The organism is Streptomyces iakyrus (assembly GCF_000717055.1).
In the GTDB taxonomy this organism is placed as follows: domain Bacteria; phylum Actinomycetota; class Actinomycetes; order Streptomycetales; family Streptomycetaceae; genus Streptomyces; species Streptomyces iakyrus.
Genome location: NZ_JNXI01000001.1, coordinates 40,263 through 62,567, shown reverse-complemented (window position 1 = coordinate 62,567; position 22,305 = coordinate 40,263). Strand labels below are relative to the sequence as shown.

The following is a 22,305-nucleotide window of genomic DNA, read 5'->3' as shown; positions in this document are numbered from 1 at the left end:
CCCGTACAGTAGCTGATCGACTACGGCCAGCGCCCTGCATTCCACCCGTAGCCCCGGCCGAACTCAGCGGCCGATGCCCCCATGGTGGGAGCAGATTCCGCGGCCGGTGGAGCCGGAGACCCAGCCGTCGCGGCAAACGGTCCCGGGGAGCGCGGCCGTGGGCGTCGGAACTGCGAGGGTGGGAGGTGGAGCTGATGTGGCGGGCAGTGGCGGCAAGGTGTTGACGGCGGTCCAGCAGTTTCCTCGGTCACCGATCCAATAGGCCTGGGGTGCGGTGTCAGGGCAATCCCCGTACGGAGTGCCGGCCGGTACGAGGCCCTGTTCCACGAAGAGGTCCACCGCGGTGTCCAGAGCACTTGCGGGGGCTTTCGTCGGAACGGACTCACGCTTCACCTCGACGAGGCGGACGGCCAGCCCGCGGCCGTCGGTCGGCAGTACCCCGTAGGCCGTCCTCGACATGGTCGCCGAGGCGCTCACGTGGCCGAAGTAGGTGTGCTCAGTGGCGAGCGAGTGCTGCTCGGAGTCGAGGAACTCGACGGTGACGTAGTAGTTGGCTTCGCCCGTGCCGGTGTTCTTCACCGTGATGTCCACGGAGCTCATGCCCGAGTCCTCGTCCGAGCACCGCACGTCGCTCAGCTCGACCTGGCGTACGGGCCCGGAAGCGCGCGTGGGAGTAGCTGAGACGTCGGACGCGACGGGCGGACAGACGTCGCTCTGCGCCTGGCCGGTGCGCGGCTGAGCCGAGCAGCCGGTGGCGAGAAGCAACGCGACTACCGCGACGACTGACAACCTCATGCTCTCCACTGGCGATCCCCCATCGCTGTCCGGCCGCCCCGGACGACGCTTGCGAACGTCGGCGCCAGGGCGCGGATCTCCATGTCTCTGTCTGCCTAGACGTGTTCTCGTCCGCGCGGATCCGCCCCGAGCGTGTCACCGTCGCTGGGCAGACGGCGCCGGATTGGGTACGCGGCGGTTGAACACCCACACACCCTGTGACTGAGTCGCCCCCATGACCCGTCCAGCGACCCGCAGCCACGGATTCGCCTTCTGGAAGGGCGCGAAGTTGTCGTTCGAGATGATGACTCCGCTGACCTCCTCGGCGATGCTGATCACCAGGGCGTCGCCCCGTCCCTCGGTCCCGGCCGGAGGCTGTACGACGGTGCCGTCGGCGATGGCTGCCTCCACGAGGGGCCTCTCCTCGGCGGATACGTCGTGGCGCAGGGTGGCGTCGACCACCACGTGGATGTCGCGATCGGGGTGCTTGAACCGCAGCGATCGGACAGCGGCCTGCAATGCCGCGAAGCTCGGCTTTCCGCCCGCTGCACGCGGCGGGCGTCCGTTCCAGGCGAGGTTGGATCCGTCGATCACGAGCGGCGGCGCGGCCGTGTTCGCGCCGGCGGACTGGGGCGCGGAGCGAGGCGGGGCGGGCTTGGGCGCCCCGTTGCTGCCCTGGCCTTGGGGCCGGACCTGCTGGGGATGGGTCGGGGTGGTCGCGGGCCGGGAGGCCGGGGCGAGGGCGAGCAGCCGGTCGAGCTCCTTCTTCACCTCCGGCAGGACGTTCCCGTCCCCGAATACCTTCACTTCGCCGTCGAGGACGACCTCGCCGGTCTTCTGCAGGGTCGCCCGGACGGTCAGCAGGCCTTCCTTGCTGTAGGTGTACTCCAGGTCGAAGACACCGTCCTCGGCTGTGCAGTGTCGGGGGTAGGTCAGAACGAGTTCGGTCAGTTTGACGTTGTCCGGATGGCCGACCTCGCGGTCCGGGTCTCCCTCCCAGACCTCGACAGTCAGTTGGGAGACGTTGTCCTTCGTCGGCTCGTACGACTTCACGCGCTGCTGCGGAAGGCGCTGGTTGCGGTCGATGAGGGCGCTGAACTTCCGCCTGCCCTCGCGGTCCTTGGTGATCGTGCCCAGGGCGTGCGTGTTGACCACCCGGATGATGCTCTTCAGCTCGCCGTCCATGGCGGCGGCGCTGATCGCCGCTCCCTCGGCGACCGCGGTCATCGGGTCGCACAGGGAGGTGTCCACAAGTTCGCAGTCGAGTGCCTCCGAAACCGCGGCGCGCACTGCGGGGATCTGGCTGCTGCCGCCGATCATCAGTACCGCGGTGAGGTCCTGCGGGTCGATCCGAGCCTGCTCCAGGCATTCCTCAACCGGATCGAGGGCCCGGTTGATGAGGTCCTGGATGGCCTCGGAGAACTCGTCCTGCCCGATCTCGACGGTGACGTCGTCGGGCGTTTGGATGCGGACCGATCCCTGGTGGGAGAGGAGGATTTTGGCCCGCTCGATCTCCAGGGCGAACATCCGCTTCTCGGAATCGCTCCAACGCCCGCGGGCGGGCGCCTGGTCGAGGACCATCCGGCGGAGCCGGGCGTCGATCTCCAGGCCGCCGAGGCGGTTGACGCCCCGGCTCGCCTTCTCGTCGAAGAACCCGTCGTCGTGAAGGAGGAGAGTAGCGTCCATCGTGCCGCCACCCCAGTCGAAGACCAGAAACTCGCCGTCGATCTCCATCTCGTGCGCGTATGCGATCGCCGCCGCCGTCGGCTCGTTCAGCAGGGTGCGGACCGTGATGCCCGCGGCACGGGCGGCCTCGCGGGTCCGGAAACGGGCCGCGCCGGTCGCGTTGGCGGGCACAGTGATGACGGCCTCGCGGATCTCGGTAGCGGCCTCCTCCTCCGCCGCCCCCGCGATGGCGTGGAAGACCCCGGCGGCAGCGGTGGTCGCGGCGAAGCGTTCACCGCCCAGTTTGACGAACGGCTCCTCGCGCAGCATCCGCTTGCACGCCTCTACGGCCCGCTCGGAACGGAGTTTCGCCTCCCAGCCGAACAGGGTGCCCGGCCGCAGGGAACTCGTGCCGACGACTGACGGGTAGAGCAGCTCGAATCCCTCGCGCCTCCAGTTGGCGTCCAGGCCCTGTCCGCCGATCTCCAGCAACTCGACGTATTCGCCGTTCCACTGGGCGGCGACCGAGTTGGTGGTCCCGAAGTCGATTCCGGCAGCCGTCATGCTTCCTCCCCCGCCCTCACACCCGCGGGCCCGGCGATGCGCCGGAGCTGCCCTGCGAGAATGACCTTTCCTGTCAACTCATCCACGTACGCCGGACTCAGCAGTTCGAAGGCGTCTCCCTTGCCCTCCGTCACCACGAACCGGTCGCTCTCCTCGGGCTCTGTCACCCGCAGCAGCCGCAGTTCCCGCAGGTGCGCCGTCATCGCGCCCTCGACGGTCTCGCGGCTGTCTCCCGCCCGGGACCAGAGCAGCGCGTCGATCTCGGCGAGACGACCGGCAAACTGGGCGCGGGTGCGGAACTCGTCCAGGACCGCCCTGCGCACCGCCGCGGTGAGCGCGCCGGCCGGGGGCACCTCGTCGGCCCCGGCGGCCTCCAGAGCCTCCGGCACGCGGGCCGCCACCCCTTTGATGACCGTCATCGCGTCGATCGGATCAGGACCAGGAGGAGCTTCGACGACACCGGTCTCCGCGGGCTTGACCTCGGTGTCCGTGTGCCGCGCCCGGCGGCGTTTCAGACCTCCGGGTTTGTGCGGTGACGGCGCGCCCTGCGTCCCGGGTTGCGTCTGGCCGCACGCGGGACACGGGCGGTGTGCTCGCTGTCTCTTCGGAGTCTTCTTCTTCGAAGGCATCAGTGCTGCTCGGCTTCGTTCGGCTCGGACGGTTGGTCAGGACTACGGCGCGGAACTGTGGCGGTCGAGGCGTGGGGCAGTGGTCCGGAAGTCTTCGAGCAGCTCGACGGCGGCACGGGCACGGATGGCTTCCAGCTCGCCGCCACTGGTGACCGGAGTATGGCGTGGCAGGGCCTCCACCGAGGGCACCAGATGGTTCGGCACCTGACAGGGCATGACGTATCGCGACGGGTCGAGCGGCAACTGGTAGAAGACGTCCCAGCCCGCCTCGCCGCGCAGCGCGCCCCGAATGCGTTCCTCGGCCATGTTCAAGTCCGACTGCGCTTTGGCGTCACCTTCGCGCTCCCGGAAGATGTCCCGGCAGCGTTCCTCCCACCCGTCGGCTCCGTGATCGAGGCCGATGTCGAGGAAGGGATTGTTGAACGGCCCACGGTCATTCCTTCTCGTCCCCCGCCAGGCGCGAAAGAGCCGGAGGTTGCGTTCGGCGACGGCTCCTCCCTGCGCGGCGGCCTTACCGGCGTACTCCTCGGCGGAGTCGAGAAGCCTGTCCCGTCCGGCGGGCGAATCGTGCTGTTCGCTCTGCGCCACGGCCACGTACGCCGCGAGGGCGAGGGCCTCCTGTGCCAGCTCGGCGGGAACCTTGCGGTTGCTCACGCTGCCCCGGGTGAGGGAGTAGGCCTGTTGTGCTGCCGCATCCAGATCACCGGCCTTCACGAGGTCATAGGCGCGGTTCAGGGCTACGAGAGCGTAGAACGGACTGCGTCCGGCGTCGACAAGACTCCCGGGGCGCCACAGGGTGGCCATCAGCAGCCAGAGCCCCCGGTCCTCGGTCATACTCGGCGGCCACTGGCCGGACAACGCACCGGACTTGAGGTTGCGTAGCTCGATCTGCTGAGTCCGGGGCAGGGCCGCGTCGAGTGCGTTCATGGCCGTCACGTCGCCGTCCATCACGACGTCGTACAGCAGGTCCCACACATCGTCCGGTTCCTGTCGGACAAGGGTCTCTCCGCAGAGGAACGACTGCCGGCGTAGATAGGCCTGCCACGCGAGACGTTCGGCCTGCTCACCGGTGATGTTGGCGGGGGTGAGACGCGCCCGCAGATAAAGGCCCTCCTCCGCGTCCCGTCTTGTCCAGGGTGCGTCCTCGGGCATGAGGCCACCGTGGTCGATCAGATCGTCGATGACGGACAGCGGCGCCCAAGCGAGAAGATCGTCGAGAAAGCGGTTCGGCACAGGTATCGCGCCGCGCGTGGCCGCGGTTGCGAAGAGGCTGAAGGCGGGGCCGCCCGAGATCGCCTGGGAACGCTTGCTGACAAGATCCAGGCTGGGCGCTGTCGAACACAACACCCTGCACCGCTCCAGGCCCGCCTCGTTGAGCCACCGCACGCCGTTGGCCCAGAGGCTTCGCAGATGGCCCAGGACCGACTCCGGCGGCAGGAGCAACAACCCCGCTTGCACTGCGGGCAGTAGGCTCTCGCGGTCCGGATCGCCTTCGAGGGCCTGCGTGAGGACTGCCCGCTCTGCCTGCGGCATGCCAACGGCGGCTGTTGCCTCCGTGAGCATGGCCTGCACGGCTTCGACTGCGTCGCTGCCTCCGACGCCGAGCCAGCGCCACTTGCGCTGGACGAAACCGCTCACGCCTGAGGAGCCTTGCCTCTCCCGGCGTTCACGCGCACGCCGCAGGCGTTCTTTTTCAGCGGCTTTCGCCGCCTGACGAGCGGCTACCGGGTCCGTCGTGTCGTACACCCCGACAGATTATCCGCGCCGTCTGACAATCCATATCGTCTCGCACGTTTCGTGACCATGGATGATGAGCGGATACAACCACGGTCGACTGGCTCGGTAGCTACTCGGCATCGTCGGCAGTGGCCTCGGACCCAGTTGATTTCGTAGACCTTGTGCTCGTGGTCTCGATCTTCTCACCCGCCTCGATGGGCACGTGGCGCCGCCGTTGCAGCTCATCGCGTTCCGCGTCAGGGATCTTCATCGACTCGGCGAGCACGGCGGCGAGCGCGTCCACTTGAGTGGCGTCCATGTCTGCCTGGAAGAGCCACCGGATGTTCTCGTCGCGTGTGATGAGGTCGATCGCCAAGCGCGCGTTCTTGTCCTGGGTGGTCGCTGTCCGGACGTATCGCACTTGGTCGATCGGGATGACTTGACGGATCTCGCCTTGTTCAAGGAACGCGTTCGACTTGGCGGTGATGATGCGGCGATCCGTGACGGCGACCAGCGTCTTTGCCGCCATCTTGTCCCACCCGGCGGTCAGCTTCTCCTTCGCTCCGCCGAAGATCGCGGAAATGGGACCGAGAGCATCGAGCTGATCGGGGAAGCCGAGGACACGCAGGGTCTCACCGTCCTCGAGGAACCATCGCAGGATGCGAAGGTGCGGCTCGAGATCCAGCGATGTGGGTGCGCAGACGACGCCCGGAGCCTCCAGCGGAGGGGCCGGCGGAAGGAGAGCATCGGTAAGCGGCTCGATCGCCTCCAGAAGACGGGCCGAGGCTTGGCGGGCTGCGATCGACTCTTTCCGCTTCCCCGGCAGTGGCAGTGTGTCGCGTCCGGGGAGCTCGGCGATGATGCGCAGCTCCCGCGTCAGCGAGTCGGCGAGGCTCGTCGCCTCGGTGAGAGCGGAGTCGAGCTCCGCGCGAGTGTCGCGCGCGATGACCTCGACGAGCCGTGCCTCGTCAGCGTCTTCGCGTCCAGCGGCTCTAGCCCTGCCGGCGCGGAGTGTCTGATACCCGGTCCATGCCTTGAGGGAGGACAACAGGGCGTTGGCGTCGAAGACGATCGCCTCGGCGTTCATCTGGAGATACTCGCGGCGGCGACTCGCGTCGGCGCGGTCGATCTGCCCGACGTGGCCACGGACGTTCAGCCGGTACAGGTCGAGCTGTTTACGCAGCGACGCTTCACTACCCGCGACGTTGTCCCACAAGGAGGCGGGGACCGATTCGATCTCCCGCGCCTGGTCGATCGCGCGATCGATGGTGGCGACGAGCCCCGTCAGTTCGGTCCACTGCTCGTTGCGAATGGCTGTGAGTACCTGGCTCGTCAGCGCGATGTTGGTCCTGACGAGGTCCGTGACCTCATTCAGCTGCATCTGAAGACCGACCATGGCCAGCGCGGGCCCGATCGAGGCGGCGTTCTGCGCCGCGCTCACGGAAGCCACAGGGAGGAGGCGGGCCTGGTGGACAATCTTTCCGTTGGCGAACACCGCTCCGAGGTTCGCGCCGTCCTTGACGGCGAGCGTTGCACCGGCATTCAGCCAGGCCTGTGTCGCGGCGCTGAGCCTGTAGAGCCCCTGCACGCTGGCGAATGCGTTTCCTAGATTGCCGGCCACGGTCGCCGTGTTCCCGATCGCGGCCAGGACTGTGGAGATCTGCTTGCGGTCGGCGGCCGACACGATCCCGAAGTCGAGCAGATCGGGCCTGAGTTCCGCCGGAACCTCAGCGCCGCAGACGACAGCAACCCCTGGCAGCACCTCCACCAGGACCGTCGATGCCGTCCCTGAGTCGATGTCCGAGTCGGGTGTCGGATCGTCCACGACAGGTGAGTCGGCGGTATCGCTCCGGCCGTTCTCCTCAGGATCGGCGATCTCCATCGAGTCCGATGAGTCCGAAGGGTTCTGCATGTGATGTCCTCCCCCAAGAGCGCGCGACGGCCATACCTCGTCGGCGTTCGCCGCCGAAGTCTACGGTTCGACGCCCTGTGGTCGAGCCCGAATCCACGAGGCGGAGGCGCGCAGCCGTCCGGTGGACCCGGCTTGTTCCTCTGGGTGTCGGTGGCCAACATGCCCTCTGGCAGCTCCTCCGCCTCTGCCGCATTCCCCGCTCCCTGGCTGAAGTGCTTGTGTCAGGCGAGCGGCCACGTCGGCATGCCGAGGACTGGCACGCCGAGATGTGGTTGGACGACGCCGACAACATCGCCTTGTACGCGAAGGTCTGGCGCACCCTGCGCGAGTCGGTGGTGTACGGGCCGACGTCCAGAACGTGATCAACGCGGCCAGGTCTGCCCTGAACCCAAGTTGACGGGTTGCATGGGCGCCGAGGCCAGAGACGGCAGCTGTCGAGGGGCAGCCGGGCGGCCCAGTGGCCGACTGTCTCCCCAGGTCGGCACCGGGGCACGGGATGCCGCGACGCGGTGGTGCGCGATGTTCTTGAAAGTCCTTGGGGAAACTACCAACCCCACCAAACCCGGCTTGTTCGCCCGCGAGTTGGGGCGCCACTCGTTCGAGTGATGGGGGCGTCGGCTCGTCGGGCGGGTGGGGTACGGTCGCCGCACACAACCGCAAACAGAGAACGGCCCCCGGCAGGACGGCAATCCCGGCGAGGGCCTGACCACACAGGAAGATTCGCCCTTCCCAATGGCTGATCCGCAGTCTAACGCGGCCGTGCCCGCGTCCCCGTTGCCCGAGCGGCAATCGCCGCCCGCGCCTCCGGAACTCCCGCCGGACGCGCCCCGCGCCGGAGTCCTCCACGTACGGCACCGCCACACCGAGCGCTACACCGTCGTCGGTAACCACCTCGCCCAGCATCCCCGCCTCTCCGCCACGGCGATCGGCATCGGCGTCCACATCCAGTCCCTGCCCGATGGCGCCTCGGTCACCATCAAGGCGCTGACCCTGCGCTTCCCGGAGGGCGAGGTGACGATCGGCAGGGCGTTGAGGGAGCTGGAGGAGGCCGGGTACCTCGTGCGTCGCCGGGTGCCGCTCGGGGGTGGCCGGATCGCCACGCGTACGTTCTTTCTCGATCATCCGAGGGCTGTTGTACGCGCCTCGGTGGCGGGCGGCAGCTTGGAGGCCGTTAATCCTGGGGCGGCTGCCGGGCCTGAACCTGAGGTTCCGTCTGTACCTGGGCCGGTGGCCGTTCCGGTGGCGGCGGAGGTCTCGGTGCCGGCTTCCGCACGTACGAGAAGTGCCGCTTCCGAACCCGTCACGGTGCCCACCGGCCCGGCGGCTGACCTGCTCGCGCGTCTACGGCTCGTCGACACCCGGCTGTTGCTGTCCGAACGGGACGTCGCGCGGCTCGTGCCCGCCGTCGAGACCTGGCTCGGCCGTGCCGCGACGCCGGACCAGATCACCCGCATGCTCACCGCGGGCCTGCCGCCCGAGGCCGACCCCATCCGCCACCCGGCGAGCTTCGTCGAATACCGCCTGACGACTCTTCTCCCGCCGCCATTGCCGACGGCGCCTCTCCGTACGGCGACGGCGGCGACGCCCGCAGCACAGCGGGCGCCGCTGGTTACCTGCGACGGCTGCGAACGCGCGATCCGTACGCATGATCCGCGCGCATTGTGCCGCGAGTGCAGGGAAAGCCATGACCGCCGCACGGCCGGAGCGGTCCACTCGGCCGCCTGAACGCTTGTGCGGGTGAACTTTCGAGGTTCGGCGGCGTGGTCAGCGTGTGCTTTCTACGGTGTTCGTTGATTGGTACGGGCGGTGGAGGTGAGCGGGCGGGTGAGCGAACTGGCAGGGGAGCCGGACGGAACCGCGGCTGCGGGCATGGGCTCTGACGTCGGGACGGAGTCTCCGGGGCCGCCCGAGCCGGACTCGGGCATCCTCCGGGTGTTCGGACGGCAGTTGAAACGCTTCCGGCTGCGGGCGGGGCTGGAGCGGGCCGAGTTCGGTTCGCGGACCGGCTACTCGGCGTCCACCATCGCGGCGTTCGAACAGGGGAGGCGGGTACCGCCGCCTCGGTTCATCGATGTGGCGGACGGGCTGCTTGATGCGGGCGGGGTTCTCCAGGAGATGAAGGAGGAGGTGGCGCGGGCGCAGTTCCCGGCGTTCTTTCGGGATGCGGCGCGGTTGGAGGCTGAGGCGGTTGAGCTGCATGTGTACGCGAACCAGGCTGTACCGGGGTTGTTGCAGACGAAGGAGTACGCGCGGGCAGTGTTCGGGATGTGGCGTCCTTTGCTGGATGACGACACCATCGAGCAACGGGTTGCTGCTCGCCTCGTCCGGCAGGAGATCCTCTTCCGGCGGCCCATGCCCACAATCAGCTTCGTTATCGAAGAGACCATGCTCCGCCGACCTCTCGGAGGCCCCTCTGTGATGCAGGGACAACTGGAGCAAATTCTCTTGGTTGGTCAGTCGAGGAACGTGGAGATCCAGGTGATGCCGACGTGCCGCGAGTCACACGCGGCGCTTGGCGGGCCCTTCACCTTGATTGAGACGAGGGAAGGGCGCAGGATCGCTTACGTGGAGGCGCATCAGGACAGCCGCCTGCATACGGAGCGACGTGCAGTTCGCGAGTTCGAGGAGCAGTACGGCATCCTGCGAGCACAGGGGATGACTCCTCACGATTCGCTGACCTTTGTAGAGAAGCTTCTTGGAGCGACATGACGACCGCGATGCCTGAAGGTGCTGTACCTGATCTTGTTTGGATCAAGAGCAGCTACAGCAGTGGAGCTGGCGGGGAGTGCGTAGAGGTGGCCACCTGCCCTCACTCGATCCACGTGCGGGACTCCAAGGACACGGCCCACGCTGGACTGGCTGTTGGCCCGGATGCCTGGGCAACGTTTGTTGGGTACGCCGCAGACCAGATCAACTGAGCTGTAGGGCCGAGTTTTGAACGGCTCACTTACGGCGCGGACTTGGGACGGAAACTGCGGACCACTGGCCGAGTTCGTGGACGAAGTCCTTGTAGGAGCGGTTGGTGCCGGTCGGGCCCGAGGCCAATAGCCCAAGCGATCGGGCCTGCTCGGCGACCTTGGGCCCGTCGCACTCCCGGAACGCCGGGGAACCGAGCTTGCGCTTCAGGTCTTCCTTCGGGCTCTTGATGGTTCCGGTGTCGCGGCCTTGGAGCTGCGCGGGAACCTTCCAGTTGGGCCGGACGGCCGGGAAGGCGTCCGGAAAGAGTAAGAGCCAGGCTTCCGACTCCCAAGCGGCAAGCGCCAACGCCGAGTTGCATGGGCTCTCGCGGGAGAGTGCTCCGGCGACGTTCGCGCGGACACGGGTGTACTCGCCGTCCGTGTAGCCGTCCAAGTCTTCGTGGATCACCAGGCCGACGAGTGGGCCCTTCGCCCGGAGCGCGCGGCCCTTCGCTTTGCCGACGATGGTGCGGACGCGGGCCGCGAGGTCAGGCCCGGTGGCCGTCTTGAGGCGGGTTTTGTCGCTGATCTCGACCAGGCGGGCGTTGCCCAGATCTGGATGGTGCTGCTTGATGATCTCGGCGACGATCCGGCAGTCGTTGGAGTCCTCGCCGGCCAGCACGATGACGCCACGCCCCAGGGGGCCTCTGCTCACGGCCACTACAGCTCGTCTCCCGTCAGGTCGCCTCCGAGAACACCTGAGAACCACAGCTCACCGAGCGGCAGGTCTCCGCTCTCCTCGACGATCGCGCGTACGTCACCCGTGGTGATGGCGGGGATGAGGGAGGCACCGTCGTCGTCACGCTCACAGATCACGATTTCCTCGGGCAAAAGGCGATCCGCGAGAGCGGGGGAGTGGGTGGCGACGATGAACTGAGTGAGCGCGCTCGCCTCGCGCAGTCGATTGACGATCAGATTCAATGCCTGGGGGTGCAGACCGTGGTCGATCTCCTCGATACAGGTCAGTGCAGGGGGCGCGGGATCGTAGAGCAGAGCCAGGAGACCGAGGAGTCGTACGGTTCCGTAGGAAGCGTCAGCCAGAGGGGTGGGCCGACGCAGGCCGCGTTCCACCAGTTGGACAGCAGTTTGAGCGGCAGGACCGCCGACCGCCTCGAACTGGATGTCCTCAAGTTGTGGAAGCACGGAACGAGCGTCGTCCAGAAGCCGTTCCCAGAGGGCGGAATCCTCGCTGAGGAAGTTCAGGAAGACGGCCAGGTTGTCGGCACTGGACGACAGATAGGCGTAGTCGCGATTCAGGCGGGACGGCTGACGGGCCGCATCCACATCCACGTCGAAGACGCGGAATGATGACAGCCGGTCCGCCACCATCCCTACTTCAAAACCGCCCTCGGTACTTGCCAGCCGAGGCAGTGTGGACAGGCCACTGCTGAACCGTTGAATACCGAACTCGCTGCTGTCCTCAAGCTCGCTACTGGGGCGTGTATCGATCACTGTGGCGCGCTCGCCCGACACGGTGATGCGACGGCCGCGCCCCTTGGTCCGCTTGAACTGGAAGCTCTCGCTGCGGGTGAGTCGGTAGAGGTCACGGCCCTTGGCGCTAGGGGCCGAGTAGCGACGGACCTTGAGATCGTATTCGTCGGGGGCGTTGGGGCTGGAGTGGGTGGTCCAGGTGGCCTTGAGCCGGATCCGGAGGGTGGTCGGCGGCTTGGGCCCGCCCCAGAACGCGACCTCGTCGAACCCTCCCCGGCTTTCGAGGGCGGGTTCGAGATCGGTGCGGATGATGTCGGCGAGCAGGTCGAAGACCTTGAGGACGTTCGACTTGCCGACACCGTTCGCACCGACGAGGACCGTCAGCGGACCTAACGGGATCGTCACGTCCCGCAGGCTGCGGAAATTCTCCACGTGCAGTTCGAGCAACTGTCCTGGCATGGACGGAACCTATCGGGTGGGCTGGGCCGCAGTGAGGTGTAGCAGGTGTGGTGTGCCGTTGGGTGTTGACGGTCAGACTTTCGCCGCTGTTTCAGTGAGGTGGGGCGCGAGTTCGGGCGGGGCCCAGCGGCCTGCGGCGATCTCGGCGTCGAGGCGAGCTTGGAAGTAGGCATGGGCAGCGCGCATCTCGGCTTCGCGGTCGGCCTTATAGAAGGGGGCACTGTAGCGGACCGCAGGTGGGGTATTCTCTGGGTCTTCCAAATGGGTAACGAGGTCGAGATAATCCTGCTTAGTTTGGCCGTGGCCGAATGTGTTGTAGTTGGCCGCGATTTTCCGTCCGTTGGCGTCGAAGTAGGTTTCAGCTTCGTAGTCGTGGAGGATCGGGAAGCGGGTTTTGTAGATGGCGACAAGCTGGTCGGCGCTGATGCCTAGCCAGACTGAGACGAGCGCGTCGAGTTCGACAAGGGCGGCGCGACGCTCGTACTCGGTGCGGAGGGCCATGTTGCATGACCAGGTAGGGGTAAGGCCGACGGTAAGTGGGGCAAGGTTCGGCCAGCCAGGGTTGGCCCACTGTTCGTAGCCCGCCCAGCGGGGGTCGTAGAGTTCCTCCCACAGGGGTGAATAGTGAGCGGTCAAGGCATTGAGGCGAAGGGTTCGGAGGAGTAGGGCGGGGGCGAGAGGGTGTTTCGGGTCCGGGGCGGGCATTTTGCGAGCCTCAGCAACCTGCAGGTGAGAGCGGCCAGTAATGCGCAGGAGGTAGTCGAAAGGCAAAGCCGCCCAGAAGCCGGCATTGAGGGCGGTGAGGCGATTGTCAGCCATAGCCATGGACTGCACTGTGTGGACATGTGCGGGGCCTGGCGGAATTAGAGCGGCGAAGAGACTGCGCTCGGTGATAAACGGGATCATCGCCCTCCACGCCAAGCGAAAGTATGAGGTGGCTGGTTTCCCGAGCCATGAACTCTGTGCAGTCAGGTAGGTTTCTCGATTGGTGGACCGGACGTAGTTGGTTACCGGAACGTAGTCAACGGACATTTTCTCTGGCGAGACGGGATTCCAGTCTCGATGACTTTTGCAGGGAATTCTGGGTTCCTTCGAGAACGGATGAGAAACCGAGATATGAGGTCCTTGTAGGATCACGTCAGCAAGTTCTTGTGGAGCTTGGGTGTTCCAGCGGATCAGGCCATCTTTCTTGGCGTTGGTTTCGAGGAACCCGATGGTGATCATGGGCTCAAAAGAGGAAAGGCGCGGAGTGTGGGCGGAAATTGCCTCGATTGCGCCCTGTTCCATTCTCAGGACCGGATAAAGCAAAGGGGTCTGTGAAAGGGGCCCTTCGAATCCAGTGAGGCGCTGCCATCCGGACAGCAGCGCATTGTTGACGTGCACCACTCGATTGAGGTGGGGGCGAACGTCCCAGGTTCCGTTGTGTTTGATTCCGGGTACCTCTCCACGCCCGTCGTGGGCCAGTGAAGCTGGTAGTACGTCAGCGCCACGGAGTTCACTGAGGTGCAGGAAATTCGGTTCTCCGTCCGAACCGTAGATGTGAACTCCAAATTCTTGCGTGCGACCCAGATCTTCGAAAGCCCAGTTAGCAGAATTCATGAAGTGCGCGTGCACGCGCAAATGGCGATATGCGGACTCCCTGATGCCACCTTCATGTACGCCGCCGAAATGAGTGTCTGGGTGGATTAGCCCTCCTCGTCCAGTTGGGCCAAGGTGGCGCCAAACCTGTGCCATGAACGCTCGGTAGAGATCGCCCCGTGTACCTACGAGCAATGGATATGTTGCAGGGCTTCCGAGTGTCGCGACCATGCCAGTAGTTGTGGCCAGTTCGCTGAGCACGAACGCAGGATGTTGCCTTCCACTGGCAAGGGTCTGCTCCTTGCGGAGCCGCCATTCCTCCGCGGTCGGCTTCTCGCTCAATTTGAACCAAGGCTCAAGTTCCGCAAAAACCAAATCCTCCTGCCAGTCAGGCCTCACCCAAGGCGGATTCCCCACCTGCAAGTCATACCCGCCCTTGGCGAACACCTGCGCGAAGTCCAACTCCCAGTGGAAGAACCCCTGCGCCCGCGCCACATCCCTCGCAACCCCAGCCCAAGGGAACCGCAGCTCGAGCTGCTGGAAATGCTCCATCCCCATCAGGTCCGGCAGCGCATCCTCATAAGGCTCAAGCTCCGCCAGCGACCCGAACTCCGCCACCAGCGAGTCAGCCGGAACATCCTCCGTGCCGACCAACGCCTCCGCGAACTCCAGCCAGTCGTCCAGCCCCGCCAGCGGAACCACTGCCCGCTTGCGCGTGCCCCCGATGGCCTCCTTGCGCCGCCCCGTCCGTCGGCGCTCCACCGAGGCCGCCGTCAGCTCGCCGCCCCCCGTGATCTCGCCGAACAGATCCTCCGTCTCCCAGGACATCAGCACCCCGGACTCGTCCGCAGCCCGCAGCCCCTCCGCCACTGCACCCGAGGGAATTTCCTCAGCCCCCCGCTCGTACACCGCTGCCGTACCGTCCAGCAGCCCGGCCTCCTGCACCGGCCAGAACCACAACGCGCACCACGCGTCCATCAGCGTCTTCAGGCGCCAGTAGGGAGTGTCCGGAGCCGTCAAATCAGCGACGACCTTGTCCCGCTGCACCGCGACCTCAGGCGACCGCAGCCAGCCGTCCTCCGCGCCCCACACGTCGATCCGGCGCGAGATGTCCCGCTCGGAGATCTCCAGGCGCCGTACAACCAGCCCCCACAGGAACTCGACCCTCCGGGCCGCTGCCTGAAGTCGCTCCGCCTGCTTGGCAGTTGGCGTGCGCGTGATCATCTTGCGCCAGTTGCCCAGCGCCCGCGCCGCCTCCGGGGCCAGCGCCTTCGCCTCCTTCTCTGCGGCGACCGCGCCCCACTCCTTCGCGGGGAGGAGGAAATGGTGCACGGCGTTCTCGGTGACCCGCTGCACCGAGCCGCTTCGGGTGGTGCGCTCGGTCACCGTCACCGGGAGGCCGTTCGCGGCCTCCGTCAGGGGGAAGCGTTCCGGGGTTGTCCCCAGCCAGGCCGCCTTCTTCAGCTTCTCCGGCGGGTACACCTCACGGCGGCCGCCGATCAGGGAGTTGCCGCGTCGCAGGTGCAGGCCGAACCACGGGGCCTCCATGCCGGGGTGCATGGTGTTGAGCCACAGCGACACCTCCGCCAGCTCCACGGCCGTCTCGTTGAGGTCGACGCCATAGGAGTTGTGCAGGGCGACGTACGCCTTCGCCTTCTGGAACTCGACGGCGTACTTCTCCGTGTCGATCGGCGTGCCCAGCTCCTCCTGGCGGCGGCGCAGGTACTCCGCCGCGACCTGGTTGATGGCCTCGTTGAGGAAGGCCCCGGACCCGAGCGCCGGCTCGCAGATCTTCCAGTCGAGCAGCTCGCGCGCCTCGGTCGTCGTACCGTCCTGGTCCAGGCGGTGCTGGAGGGCCAGTTGGACCGTGACCTTGGTCAGGGACTCGGGGGTGTAGTACGAGGCGGAGGTCTGGCGGTCGCGGCCGGACAGGCGGTAGACGAACGAGCCGGGGGCGTACTTGACGCGGACGTCCTCGCCGGTCTCCTCGTCGCGGCGGTACACGAACACGTTGCCCGGATAGTCGTCGACCTTCGACTTCGGGATGAGCCAGGAACCGTCCTTCGGGTCGCCGTTCTTCGCGACCTCGTACAGCTCCTCGTCGCCCGCGATGAACCCGCTGTACGACATCAGGCCCTCGTACACGGCCCCGAGCTGGTTGATGCCGAGCTGGGCGTACGAGATGAAGCCGCCGCGCTCGCCCTTCTTGCCGCGCGTGATCATCAGCAGGCGCAGCACCTTGTAAAGCGTGGCGTTCCGCAGCCGGGTGTCCAGGACGCCGCCCGAGCCCTCAAGGCCGGCCTCGTCGTCATCGTCGTCGGTGTCGTCGTGGGGGTGCGGGATCGTGCCGAGGCCGATCAGCCGGATCGACTCCGGTTCGAACAGCTTGGAGTGCAGCGGCTCGAAACGCAGGCCCACGTCCTCGCTGGCCTTGGGGGCGGCCTCCACGCCGTCCGCTTCCGCCCCCGCGGGGCCGTGCGTCCGCCGCGAGCGGTAGCCCTCCTGCACCTTGCGGAAGAGCAGGTCCAGTGACTCGTACAGGTACGTGCCCTGCCGGGACTTCTCGTCGACGAGGTCCCGTTCGGCGATCAGTTCGCCGAGGCGGCCGAGGCCGTAGCCCTGCTGGTACTCGGGATAGTCGGCGGGCAGGATGCCCAGCTCGGGGCGGGCCTCCGCGTAGAGAAGGAACAGGACGCGGTAGAGGTAGCGGAGAGACTCGCGGGTCAACTGCTTGCCGAGGTCGGGCAGTTCGCCGATGTCCTCGGGGCGTACGCCCTGCTCGCGCAGCCGGGCCAGGACCTCGCCCGCGATCAGCTCGACGCTGAGCCGCAGACCGTCGCGCAGCTCGCTGGAGACGCCCACCGCGTGCTTGGTGGACTTGCCGACGAGTTCCGCGAGGGGGTTCTCGCCGCCCTCTTCCGGCGTGCGCAGCGAGTCCGCGCCGAACAGGGCGGCGATCGTGTCGAGTTCGCCGCCCGCCTTGGTGTCGTTGCGCTGGAGGGCCGCGTCGAGGGAGACCGCGAGGTAGCGGCCCTCGCCCCACACCATCCGGTCCGCGAGGACGACGACCCCGCCGACGAGCAGCAGCACGTAACGGGGCGCGTCCTCGCAGGCGAAGAGGAACGAGGCGAGCTTCGAGCCCGTAGGCACGGTGTTGCGGCCGTCCAGCGGAACCGGCTCCAGGAGGCGGCCGGGGCCCTCCGGGTCGAGGGCGGCGTCCGGTTCGGCGGCCCAGCCGCAGTCGACCGCGACCAGGCCCTTCTCGGCGTGCGCGACCCGGACCTCGTAGGGCTGGTCGGCGCGCGTGACCGTCATCGTGCGCGGCTTGGCGTCGTAGCCGAGCGCGCGCAGCACCTCCGCGTTCAGGGCGCGGACCCGCTCGCACCAGGCAGGGGAGTCGTATGTCGCCGAGTCGTCCTCGGTGTCCTGGGCGGCCGCCGTGCCGTCCTCGTCGTCCTCGGGGAGCGCGAAGGAGGGACGGGCCCGGAAGTAGCGGCGGCGCAGCTCACGCAGGCCCGCGCGCGGGGTGACCGGCAGGGCGTCGGCGTCCGGTTCTCCCGGCACCGCTTCGGCCGTTCCGTCGGCTCCCGCCGCGGCCGCCCGCTCGGCCTCCGCCCTCGCCTCGTCCTCGCGCTGCTTCCAGGCGGCCAGCAGGCCCGACTTGAGGTCCTTGGGCAGCACCTCGGCGAGGTAGTGCGCCGAGAAGTAGTCTCCTCGGTTGACCAGGGAGTCGTACGTCATGTCCGGTCTCTTCTCAGGGAATCTCAGGTCGGGAGGTCTGGCGGCGACGGGGCGGCGGGCCGGGCCGTGGGCGGGTGTGGGCTCAGGCCGTGGATGGCGGACGCGCGGGCGCTTCCGGGTCGGGGACCAGGACGGCGAGGACCCGCATCAGGGGGCGGCCGGTGGTCAGCAGCGAGTCCGCGAGCGAGGCGAGCGACTTCTTCGTCCGCTCCCCGGCGAGGGTGGGCTGTTCCCAGTCGCCCAGGCGGGCCTTGTAGTCGTCGATCGGCTTGCGCAGCGGCTCGTCCCAGGCGTCGCGGTGCCGGTCGAGGAATTGCTCGGCGGCGGCCAGGGCGTCGGGAATGCCGGCCTCCAGCGCCGTCGCCGGTTCGCTGTGGCGCATCGGGTTGGCCATGGTCGGTCCGACTCCGGAGCGGCGCAGCAGGCCGACCATGTCGTCCTCGACCGTGCCGCCCCGCGTCACGCCCATCCACTTGACGACGGTCGGACGGCCCAGCGCGTTGGAGTAGACGCCCTGCACGAGGTACGTGGGCTCGGGCACGTCCGCCGTTATGATCAGCGCCTCCTGCCGGCCCAGGCGTACCAGGACCTTGTCCGTGAGCCACTCCACCACCGGATGCAGATCCGTAAGCAGGGAGATCTCCGGCCAGCTGGACGTGGACGACTCGCGGGCCCGCTTCAGGGAGTGCTCGGCGAGCCGGCGGTTGAAGGTCACCAACAGCCGTTCGCGCAGGCGCTGTTCGCGTACGTAGTCCAGCGGGAGCGCCTTGAGGCGGTGCACCAGGTCGGTGGGCGGGCGGAACGACAGCAGGCCCGACTCGGTGTCGCGGTGCAGGTCCAGGCTGGTGGTCGCGTCGGGGAACACCTCGCTCAGCGCCTCGTCGAGGAACTCGGCGGTCGACGTGAACAGCCGGGGTACCGCCGCGTTGCCCGGTGCGGACGTGCCGGCGCCCTTTCCTTCGGTGTTCTGTGGATCGGCGTTCTCCGCGCCCGGTCCGGCGTCACCCACCGAACCGAAGAAGTCCGCCAGGAAATCGTCCATGGCCGCGTCCGCCTCGGCCTCCGCCCGGTGCGCGTCCAGCGACTCGTCCACCGTACGGCCACGCAACAGATCCTGGATGAGGGACTTCTCCTCGGCCTCCGCCCGGTACAGGCCCGTCACCGCTTCGGCCGTGCCCAGCGCCCGGTGTGCCTGGTCCTCCCGGTCCAGCAGGCGCTCTGCCACCACCGTGTCGTCCTTGGCGCCCTCCACCTCGCTGGTGAGGATCAGCGCGCGGAACTGCGGCTGGTGCGCCTGCCCGTACCGATCGATACGGCCGTTGCGCTGCTCGATGCGGATCAGCGACCACGGCACGTCGTAGTGGATCAGCTGGTGGCACTGGCGGTGCAGGTTGACGCCCTCGGACGCCACATCGCCGGTCAGCAGCACGCGTACGGGCGTGTCCGCCAGGCCGAAGTCCTCCACGCACTGCATCTGCTGCTCGTCCGACAGGCCGCCGTGCATCACCCGTGTCGACTCCTCGGCCGCCCGGCCCCGGAAACCGAGTGCCGCCGGGAGCGCTGTACGCAGCCACTCCAGGGTCTGCACCCGCTCGGAGAAGACCACAACCCGCATGTCCGACTTGGGGCCGACACCGATCGCCTTCAGCTGCTCGACCAGCGCAGCGAACTTCGCCGAGTCCGCCTCCGTCATCGGTGCCACCAGCTCCTGGAGCGTGCGCAGCGCGGCGAGTTCGGCGCGGGTCGCCGTCGGTTCGTTCTTCTTCTCCAGCGTCTTGATACGTGCGCTGACCGTCGCCTTCAGGGCGGCGTGCGAGGACAGGAACGACTTGAGCAGCGTGTACGGGAAGAGGGGGACACCGCTCACCGAGGTGCCGTTCTCTCCGGGCAGCCAGACGGCCGCCAGCTCCTCGAAGATCTTCTCCTCGGCGGGTGTCGCCGCACACCGTACTGACTGCGAGGGGCCCCGGTCCGCCCACTGGCCCTTCATCTGCTCGCGGACCTCGGGGCTGATCTTCGTACGGCGGATGAAGAGGTGCTCGATGTCCTCGGCGCGGTAGTGCTCCGGGTCGCGGATCGCCGCCGGGTCGAGGAGGCCGATCAGCTCCGCGAACGACTTCGCGTCACCGTTGTGCGGGGTCGCCGAGGCCAGGATCAGGGCGTCCGTGCGCGGAGCGAGGATCTGCGCGAGCTGGTTGCGCAGGGAGCCGCGGTTGATCAGGTTGTGCGACTCGTCGATGACGACCGCGTCCCAGTTGATGCGCTCCAGGTGGTGCTTGTACTGGTCGGTGTTCTTCAGGGTGTCGATCGAGACGATGACCCGCTTGAAGTACGTGAACGGGTTCCGGCCCGCCGGGATCTCCCGCTGGATCCGCTCGATGCCGACCGAGTCCAGCCGTACGAGAGGAATCGCGAACCGGGTCCACAGCTCGTGCTGGAACTGCTCCAGGACGTGCTGCGGCGTGACCACCAGGATGCGCTCACCGCGCCCCCGACGGATTAGCTCGGCAAGCGTCAGACCGATCTCCAGGGTCTTGCCGAGCCCCACGACGTCGGCGATCAGCAGCCGCGGGCGCAGGTTGCGGCCCGACAGGGCCAGCTCGGCGGGGCGGCGCTGGTAGGGCAGGGAGTCGAGGAGGAACGAGTCGGCGAGGGCCAGTCGGCGCTCGGACTGGGGGAGTGCGGTCTTGCGCAGGACCGCCTCCAGGAAGAGACGGGAGCGGCGGAAGTTCGACGACTCGTCCCGGACCAGCTTCGTACGGCGGGGGTCGATCAGCTCGATCGTGTCCAGGCCGGTGAAGAACACGGCTTCCTGGTCCCGTACGAAGTCGGACACGCCGACGACGTCGACCTTCGCGCCGTCGTGCTCGGTGCGCACGGAGTTCCGCACGAGCCACACCTCGTCGCGCACGAAGACCTGCGCGCCTGCCGGGAACTGGTCCTCCCCGTCGGGGCGAGGGTCCACCGGTGCGGTGCTGCTCTGCTGGGCGGTCACCCGCTGCCTCCCATGTCCGTCATGCTGTGCTGTTATCGCGGCCGGCTCCCGGCTCGCGCAGACCTGCCGCTCACGCTGTTGTACCGCTCCACTGTGCCGTATGGGCGGTAAAGCGCGTGAACCACCCTCACCGGGGCAGACCCGCAGGTCAATGGTGCGCGGTGAGGGCGTGCCGGGGGGAGGCACCTGCAGAGGTGCGCGGGATGTGGTCAGAACGCGGCGCGCGCCGCGTACGCCTCGCGCAGCTGCTGGGCGGTGCGGCGGGCCTGGGCGGAATGGCGCAGGGAACGAGCCGGGGTCCGACCGGTGGGGCGGGCCCGCCGTGGCACGTCCTCGTTCGGAGCGCTCTGCTGGTGCTCCGCGTTCGGAGGCACCGGGGCCGTTGGCGCCGATTGAGCGGGTGGCTCGGCCTGCGCCGTCTGCTGTGGCGCGGCGAGATCCATGGTGGGCTGGGTATCCGGAGCGGGCCCGTCCACGACCGTGGGTACGGTCGACGGTTCGTCACGACGCGGCGTGGCTGCCGGGTAGGACATGGCAGGGACGGGAGCAGGAAGGGCGCTTTCCGGCGGCGCCGGTAGCAGCGTCGGGAAATCCTGAGGGGGCGCGGCCGTGTAGGTGGTGAGACGCCGGCGTGCCTGCGCGAGCTTCAGCCCCTGCGCCTCGACCAGGCCACGGCACTGCTGGACGACCTCGGTGATCGTGGGCCGGTCCTGAGCGTGGTGGGACAGCATGGCCGTCAGGAGGGGGACCAGCTCGGGTGGCGCTCCCGTCAGATCGGGGGCGGTCGTCGGATCGGTCACCATGTGGAACAGCACGTGGATGTTGTTCGCGTGGTACGGCAGGTGGCCCGTCGCGGCGAACAGCAGAACCGTACCCAGTGCGTACACGTCGACGGCGCTCGTCAGCGGCTTCACGCCGTTGGCCTGCTCGGGCGGCATGCACGACGGGGTGCCCACGACCGTGTTGGCGGCGGTGAGGGAAGCGCTCGACTCGGCGAAAACCGCGAGGCCGAAGTCGATGATCTTGGGGCCGTTAGGGCCGAGCAGGATGTTCGCGGGCTTCAGGTCCCGGTGCAGCAGTCCCTGCTTGTGCACATAACCCAGGCCCTCGGCGAGGGTGGCGCCGAGCGACAGGACGAGGAGCGCGGGCAGCGGGCCATGGGTCACCACATGTTTGCCGAGGTCCGGTCCCTCGACGTATTCGGTGGCCAGCCAGGGCTGTTCCGCGTCCGCGTCCGCGTCGAGGAGTTGCGCGATCCGCGCGCCCCAGACTGTCTTCAGGATGTCGATCTCTTGCGCGAAGCGCAGCCGGGCGGTCGAATCGACGACCGACGTCTTGATGATCTTCACCGCGGCCGGCTCACCGCCTGGAGACTCGCCCAGGTACACCTGTCCCATGCCGCCCTGGCCGATCCGGCCCAGCAGCTCGAAGCCGCCGATCTGTGCCGGATCCTCGGGGCTGAGGGGCGTGGTCTGCACGTCTGTGTCTGTCCTTCGGTCGGGAGCTGTCGAAGCGGCTCCGCAACAAGCTAGCCGATCCGGCCGACAACCTGAGCACATCGAGCGGACCCTGAAGCCCCGATGGCGATGAGGCCTCCCGGCCCGGAATGCTTGGGAACGACGGCGGCTAGTCCTGCCGATCTGCAGCAGGCGTGGAGGTCCGCGACCCCTGCACGAAGGCTGATTCCGTAAACGGGGAACCGTGCCGCGTCTTGCCCCGTCCTCGCGACTTCCGATGAGGGGGCCTACCTGCGCTTGCGTAGCCGTCAGAGTAGCCGTGGGCGCGGTCAATTGGAATGTTTACGCAAGTCATAGCGCTGCGATGACTCTCCCCGGCGTACAGCCCGACTCGTCTGCCCCTGGACTTCTCCAGACGATCGAGGTA

General features: G+C 67.6%; 13 protein-coding genes and 1 pseudogene. 4 read left to right on the top strand and 10 right to left on the bottom strand.

The window, feature by feature from the left end; translation table 11 throughout:
* Positions 1 to 63: 63 nt before the first annotated feature.
* The 5 genes from OO68_RS00265 to OO68_RS00245 all read right to left on the bottom strand — a co-directional run bounded on the left by OO68_RS00265 (position 64) and on the right by OO68_RS00245 (position 7,260).
* Positions 64 to 795: a DUF3761 domain-containing protein gene (locus OO68_RS00265; protein WP_157852638.1), complete on the bottom strand. Its 732-nt coding sequence runs from the start codon at positions 793 to 795 to the stop codon at positions 64 to 66.
* Positions 796 to 930: 135 nt separating this feature from the next.
* Positions 931 to 3,003: an Hsp70 family protein gene (locus OO68_RS48220; RefSeq protein WP_033306021.1), complete on the bottom strand. Its 2,073-nt coding sequence runs from the start codon at positions 3,001 to 3,003 to the stop codon at positions 931 to 933.
* Positions 3,000 to 3,422 carry a hypothetical protein gene (locus OO68_RS43385; RefSeq protein ID WP_245236865.1) on the bottom strand — a complete coding sequence of 141 codons (423 nt, stop codon included), beginning with the start codon at positions 3,420 to 3,422 and terminating at the stop codon, positions 3,000 to 3,002. The genes OO68_RS48220 and OO68_RS43385 overlap by 4 nt, the downstream gene beginning before the upstream one ends.
* Before the next feature lie 252 nt (positions 3,423 to 3,674).
* Positions 3,675 to 5,378, bottom strand: coding sequence for a hypothetical protein (locus OO68_RS00250; RefSeq protein WP_033306020.1), 1,704 nt, complete (start codon positions 5,376 to 5,378; stop codon positions 3,675 to 3,677).
* Positions 5,379 to 5,478: 100 nt separating this feature from the next.
* A complete protein-coding gene (locus OO68_RS00245; RefSeq protein ID WP_033306019.1) occupies positions 5,479 to 7,260 on the bottom strand; it encodes a hypothetical protein in 1,782 nt (593 codons plus the stop codon).
* A 245-nt stretch (positions 7,261 to 7,505) separates the two neighbouring features.
* Here OO68_RS00245 and OO68_RS43550 point away from each other — a divergent pair.
* From OO68_RS43550 to OO68_RS43545, 4 genes and pseudogenes are all read left to right on the top strand, one after another.
* Positions 7,506 to 7,657 (top strand): annotated as a pseudogene (locus OO68_RS43550) (transcriptional regulator); the annotation flags it as partial.
* Between the two features lie 335 nt (positions 7,658 to 7,992).
* Entirely contained in the window at positions 7,993 to 8,985 is a 993-nt protein-coding gene (locus OO68_RS00240) for a hypothetical protein (RefSeq protein WP_033306018.1), read from the top strand.
* Positions 8,986 to 9,129: 144 nt separating this feature from the next.
* Complete coding sequence (locus OO68_RS00235) at positions 9,130 to 9,969, top strand: helix-turn-helix domain-containing protein (protein WP_033306017.1); 840 nt, start codon at positions 9,130 to 9,132, stop codon at positions 9,967 to 9,969.
* A complete protein-coding gene (locus OO68_RS43545) occupies positions 9,966 to 10,178 on the top strand; it encodes a DUF397 domain-containing protein (protein ID WP_078625112.1) in 213 nt (70 codons plus the stop codon). Before OO68_RS00235 ends, OO68_RS43545 begins: the two co-directional genes overlap by 4 nt.
* Before the next feature lie 25 nt (positions 10,179 to 10,203).
* Here OO68_RS43545 and OO68_RS00230 read toward each other — a convergent pair whose 3' ends face one another.
* The 5 genes from OO68_RS00230 to OO68_RS00210 all read right to left on the bottom strand — a co-directional run bounded on the left by OO68_RS00230 (position 10,204) and on the right by OO68_RS00210 (position 21,899).
* Positions 10,204 to 10,872 carry a hypothetical protein gene (locus tag OO68_RS00230; protein WP_245236864.1) on the bottom strand — a complete coding sequence of 223 codons (669 nt, stop codon included), beginning with the start codon at positions 10,870 to 10,872 and terminating at the stop codon, positions 10,204 to 10,206.
* 5 nt (positions 10,873 to 10,877) lie between these two features.
* Entirely contained in the window at positions 10,878 to 12,107 is a 1,230-nt protein-coding gene (locus OO68_RS00225) for an AAA family ATPase (RefSeq protein ID WP_033306016.1), read from the bottom strand.
* A gap of 72 nt (positions 12,108 to 12,179) precedes the next feature.
* Entirely contained in the window at positions 12,180 to 17,426 is a 5,247-nt protein-coding gene (locus OO68_RS00220; RefSeq protein ID WP_033306015.1) for a hypothetical protein, read from the bottom strand.
* 82 nt (positions 17,427 to 17,508) lie between these two features.
* On the bottom strand, positions 17,509 to 20,421 hold the full coding sequence (locus OO68_RS00215; protein ID WP_078625111.1) for a DEAD/DEAH box helicase: 2,913 nt from the start codon (positions 20,419 to 20,421) through the stop codon (positions 17,509 to 17,511).
* Between the two features lie 209 nt (positions 20,422 to 20,630).
* Positions 20,631 to 21,899: a serine/threonine protein kinase gene (locus tag OO68_RS00210; RefSeq protein ID WP_033306014.1), complete on the bottom strand. Its 1,269-nt coding sequence runs from the start codon at positions 21,897 to 21,899 to the stop codon at positions 20,631 to 20,633.
* Positions 21,900 to 22,305: the final 406 nt, after the last annotated feature.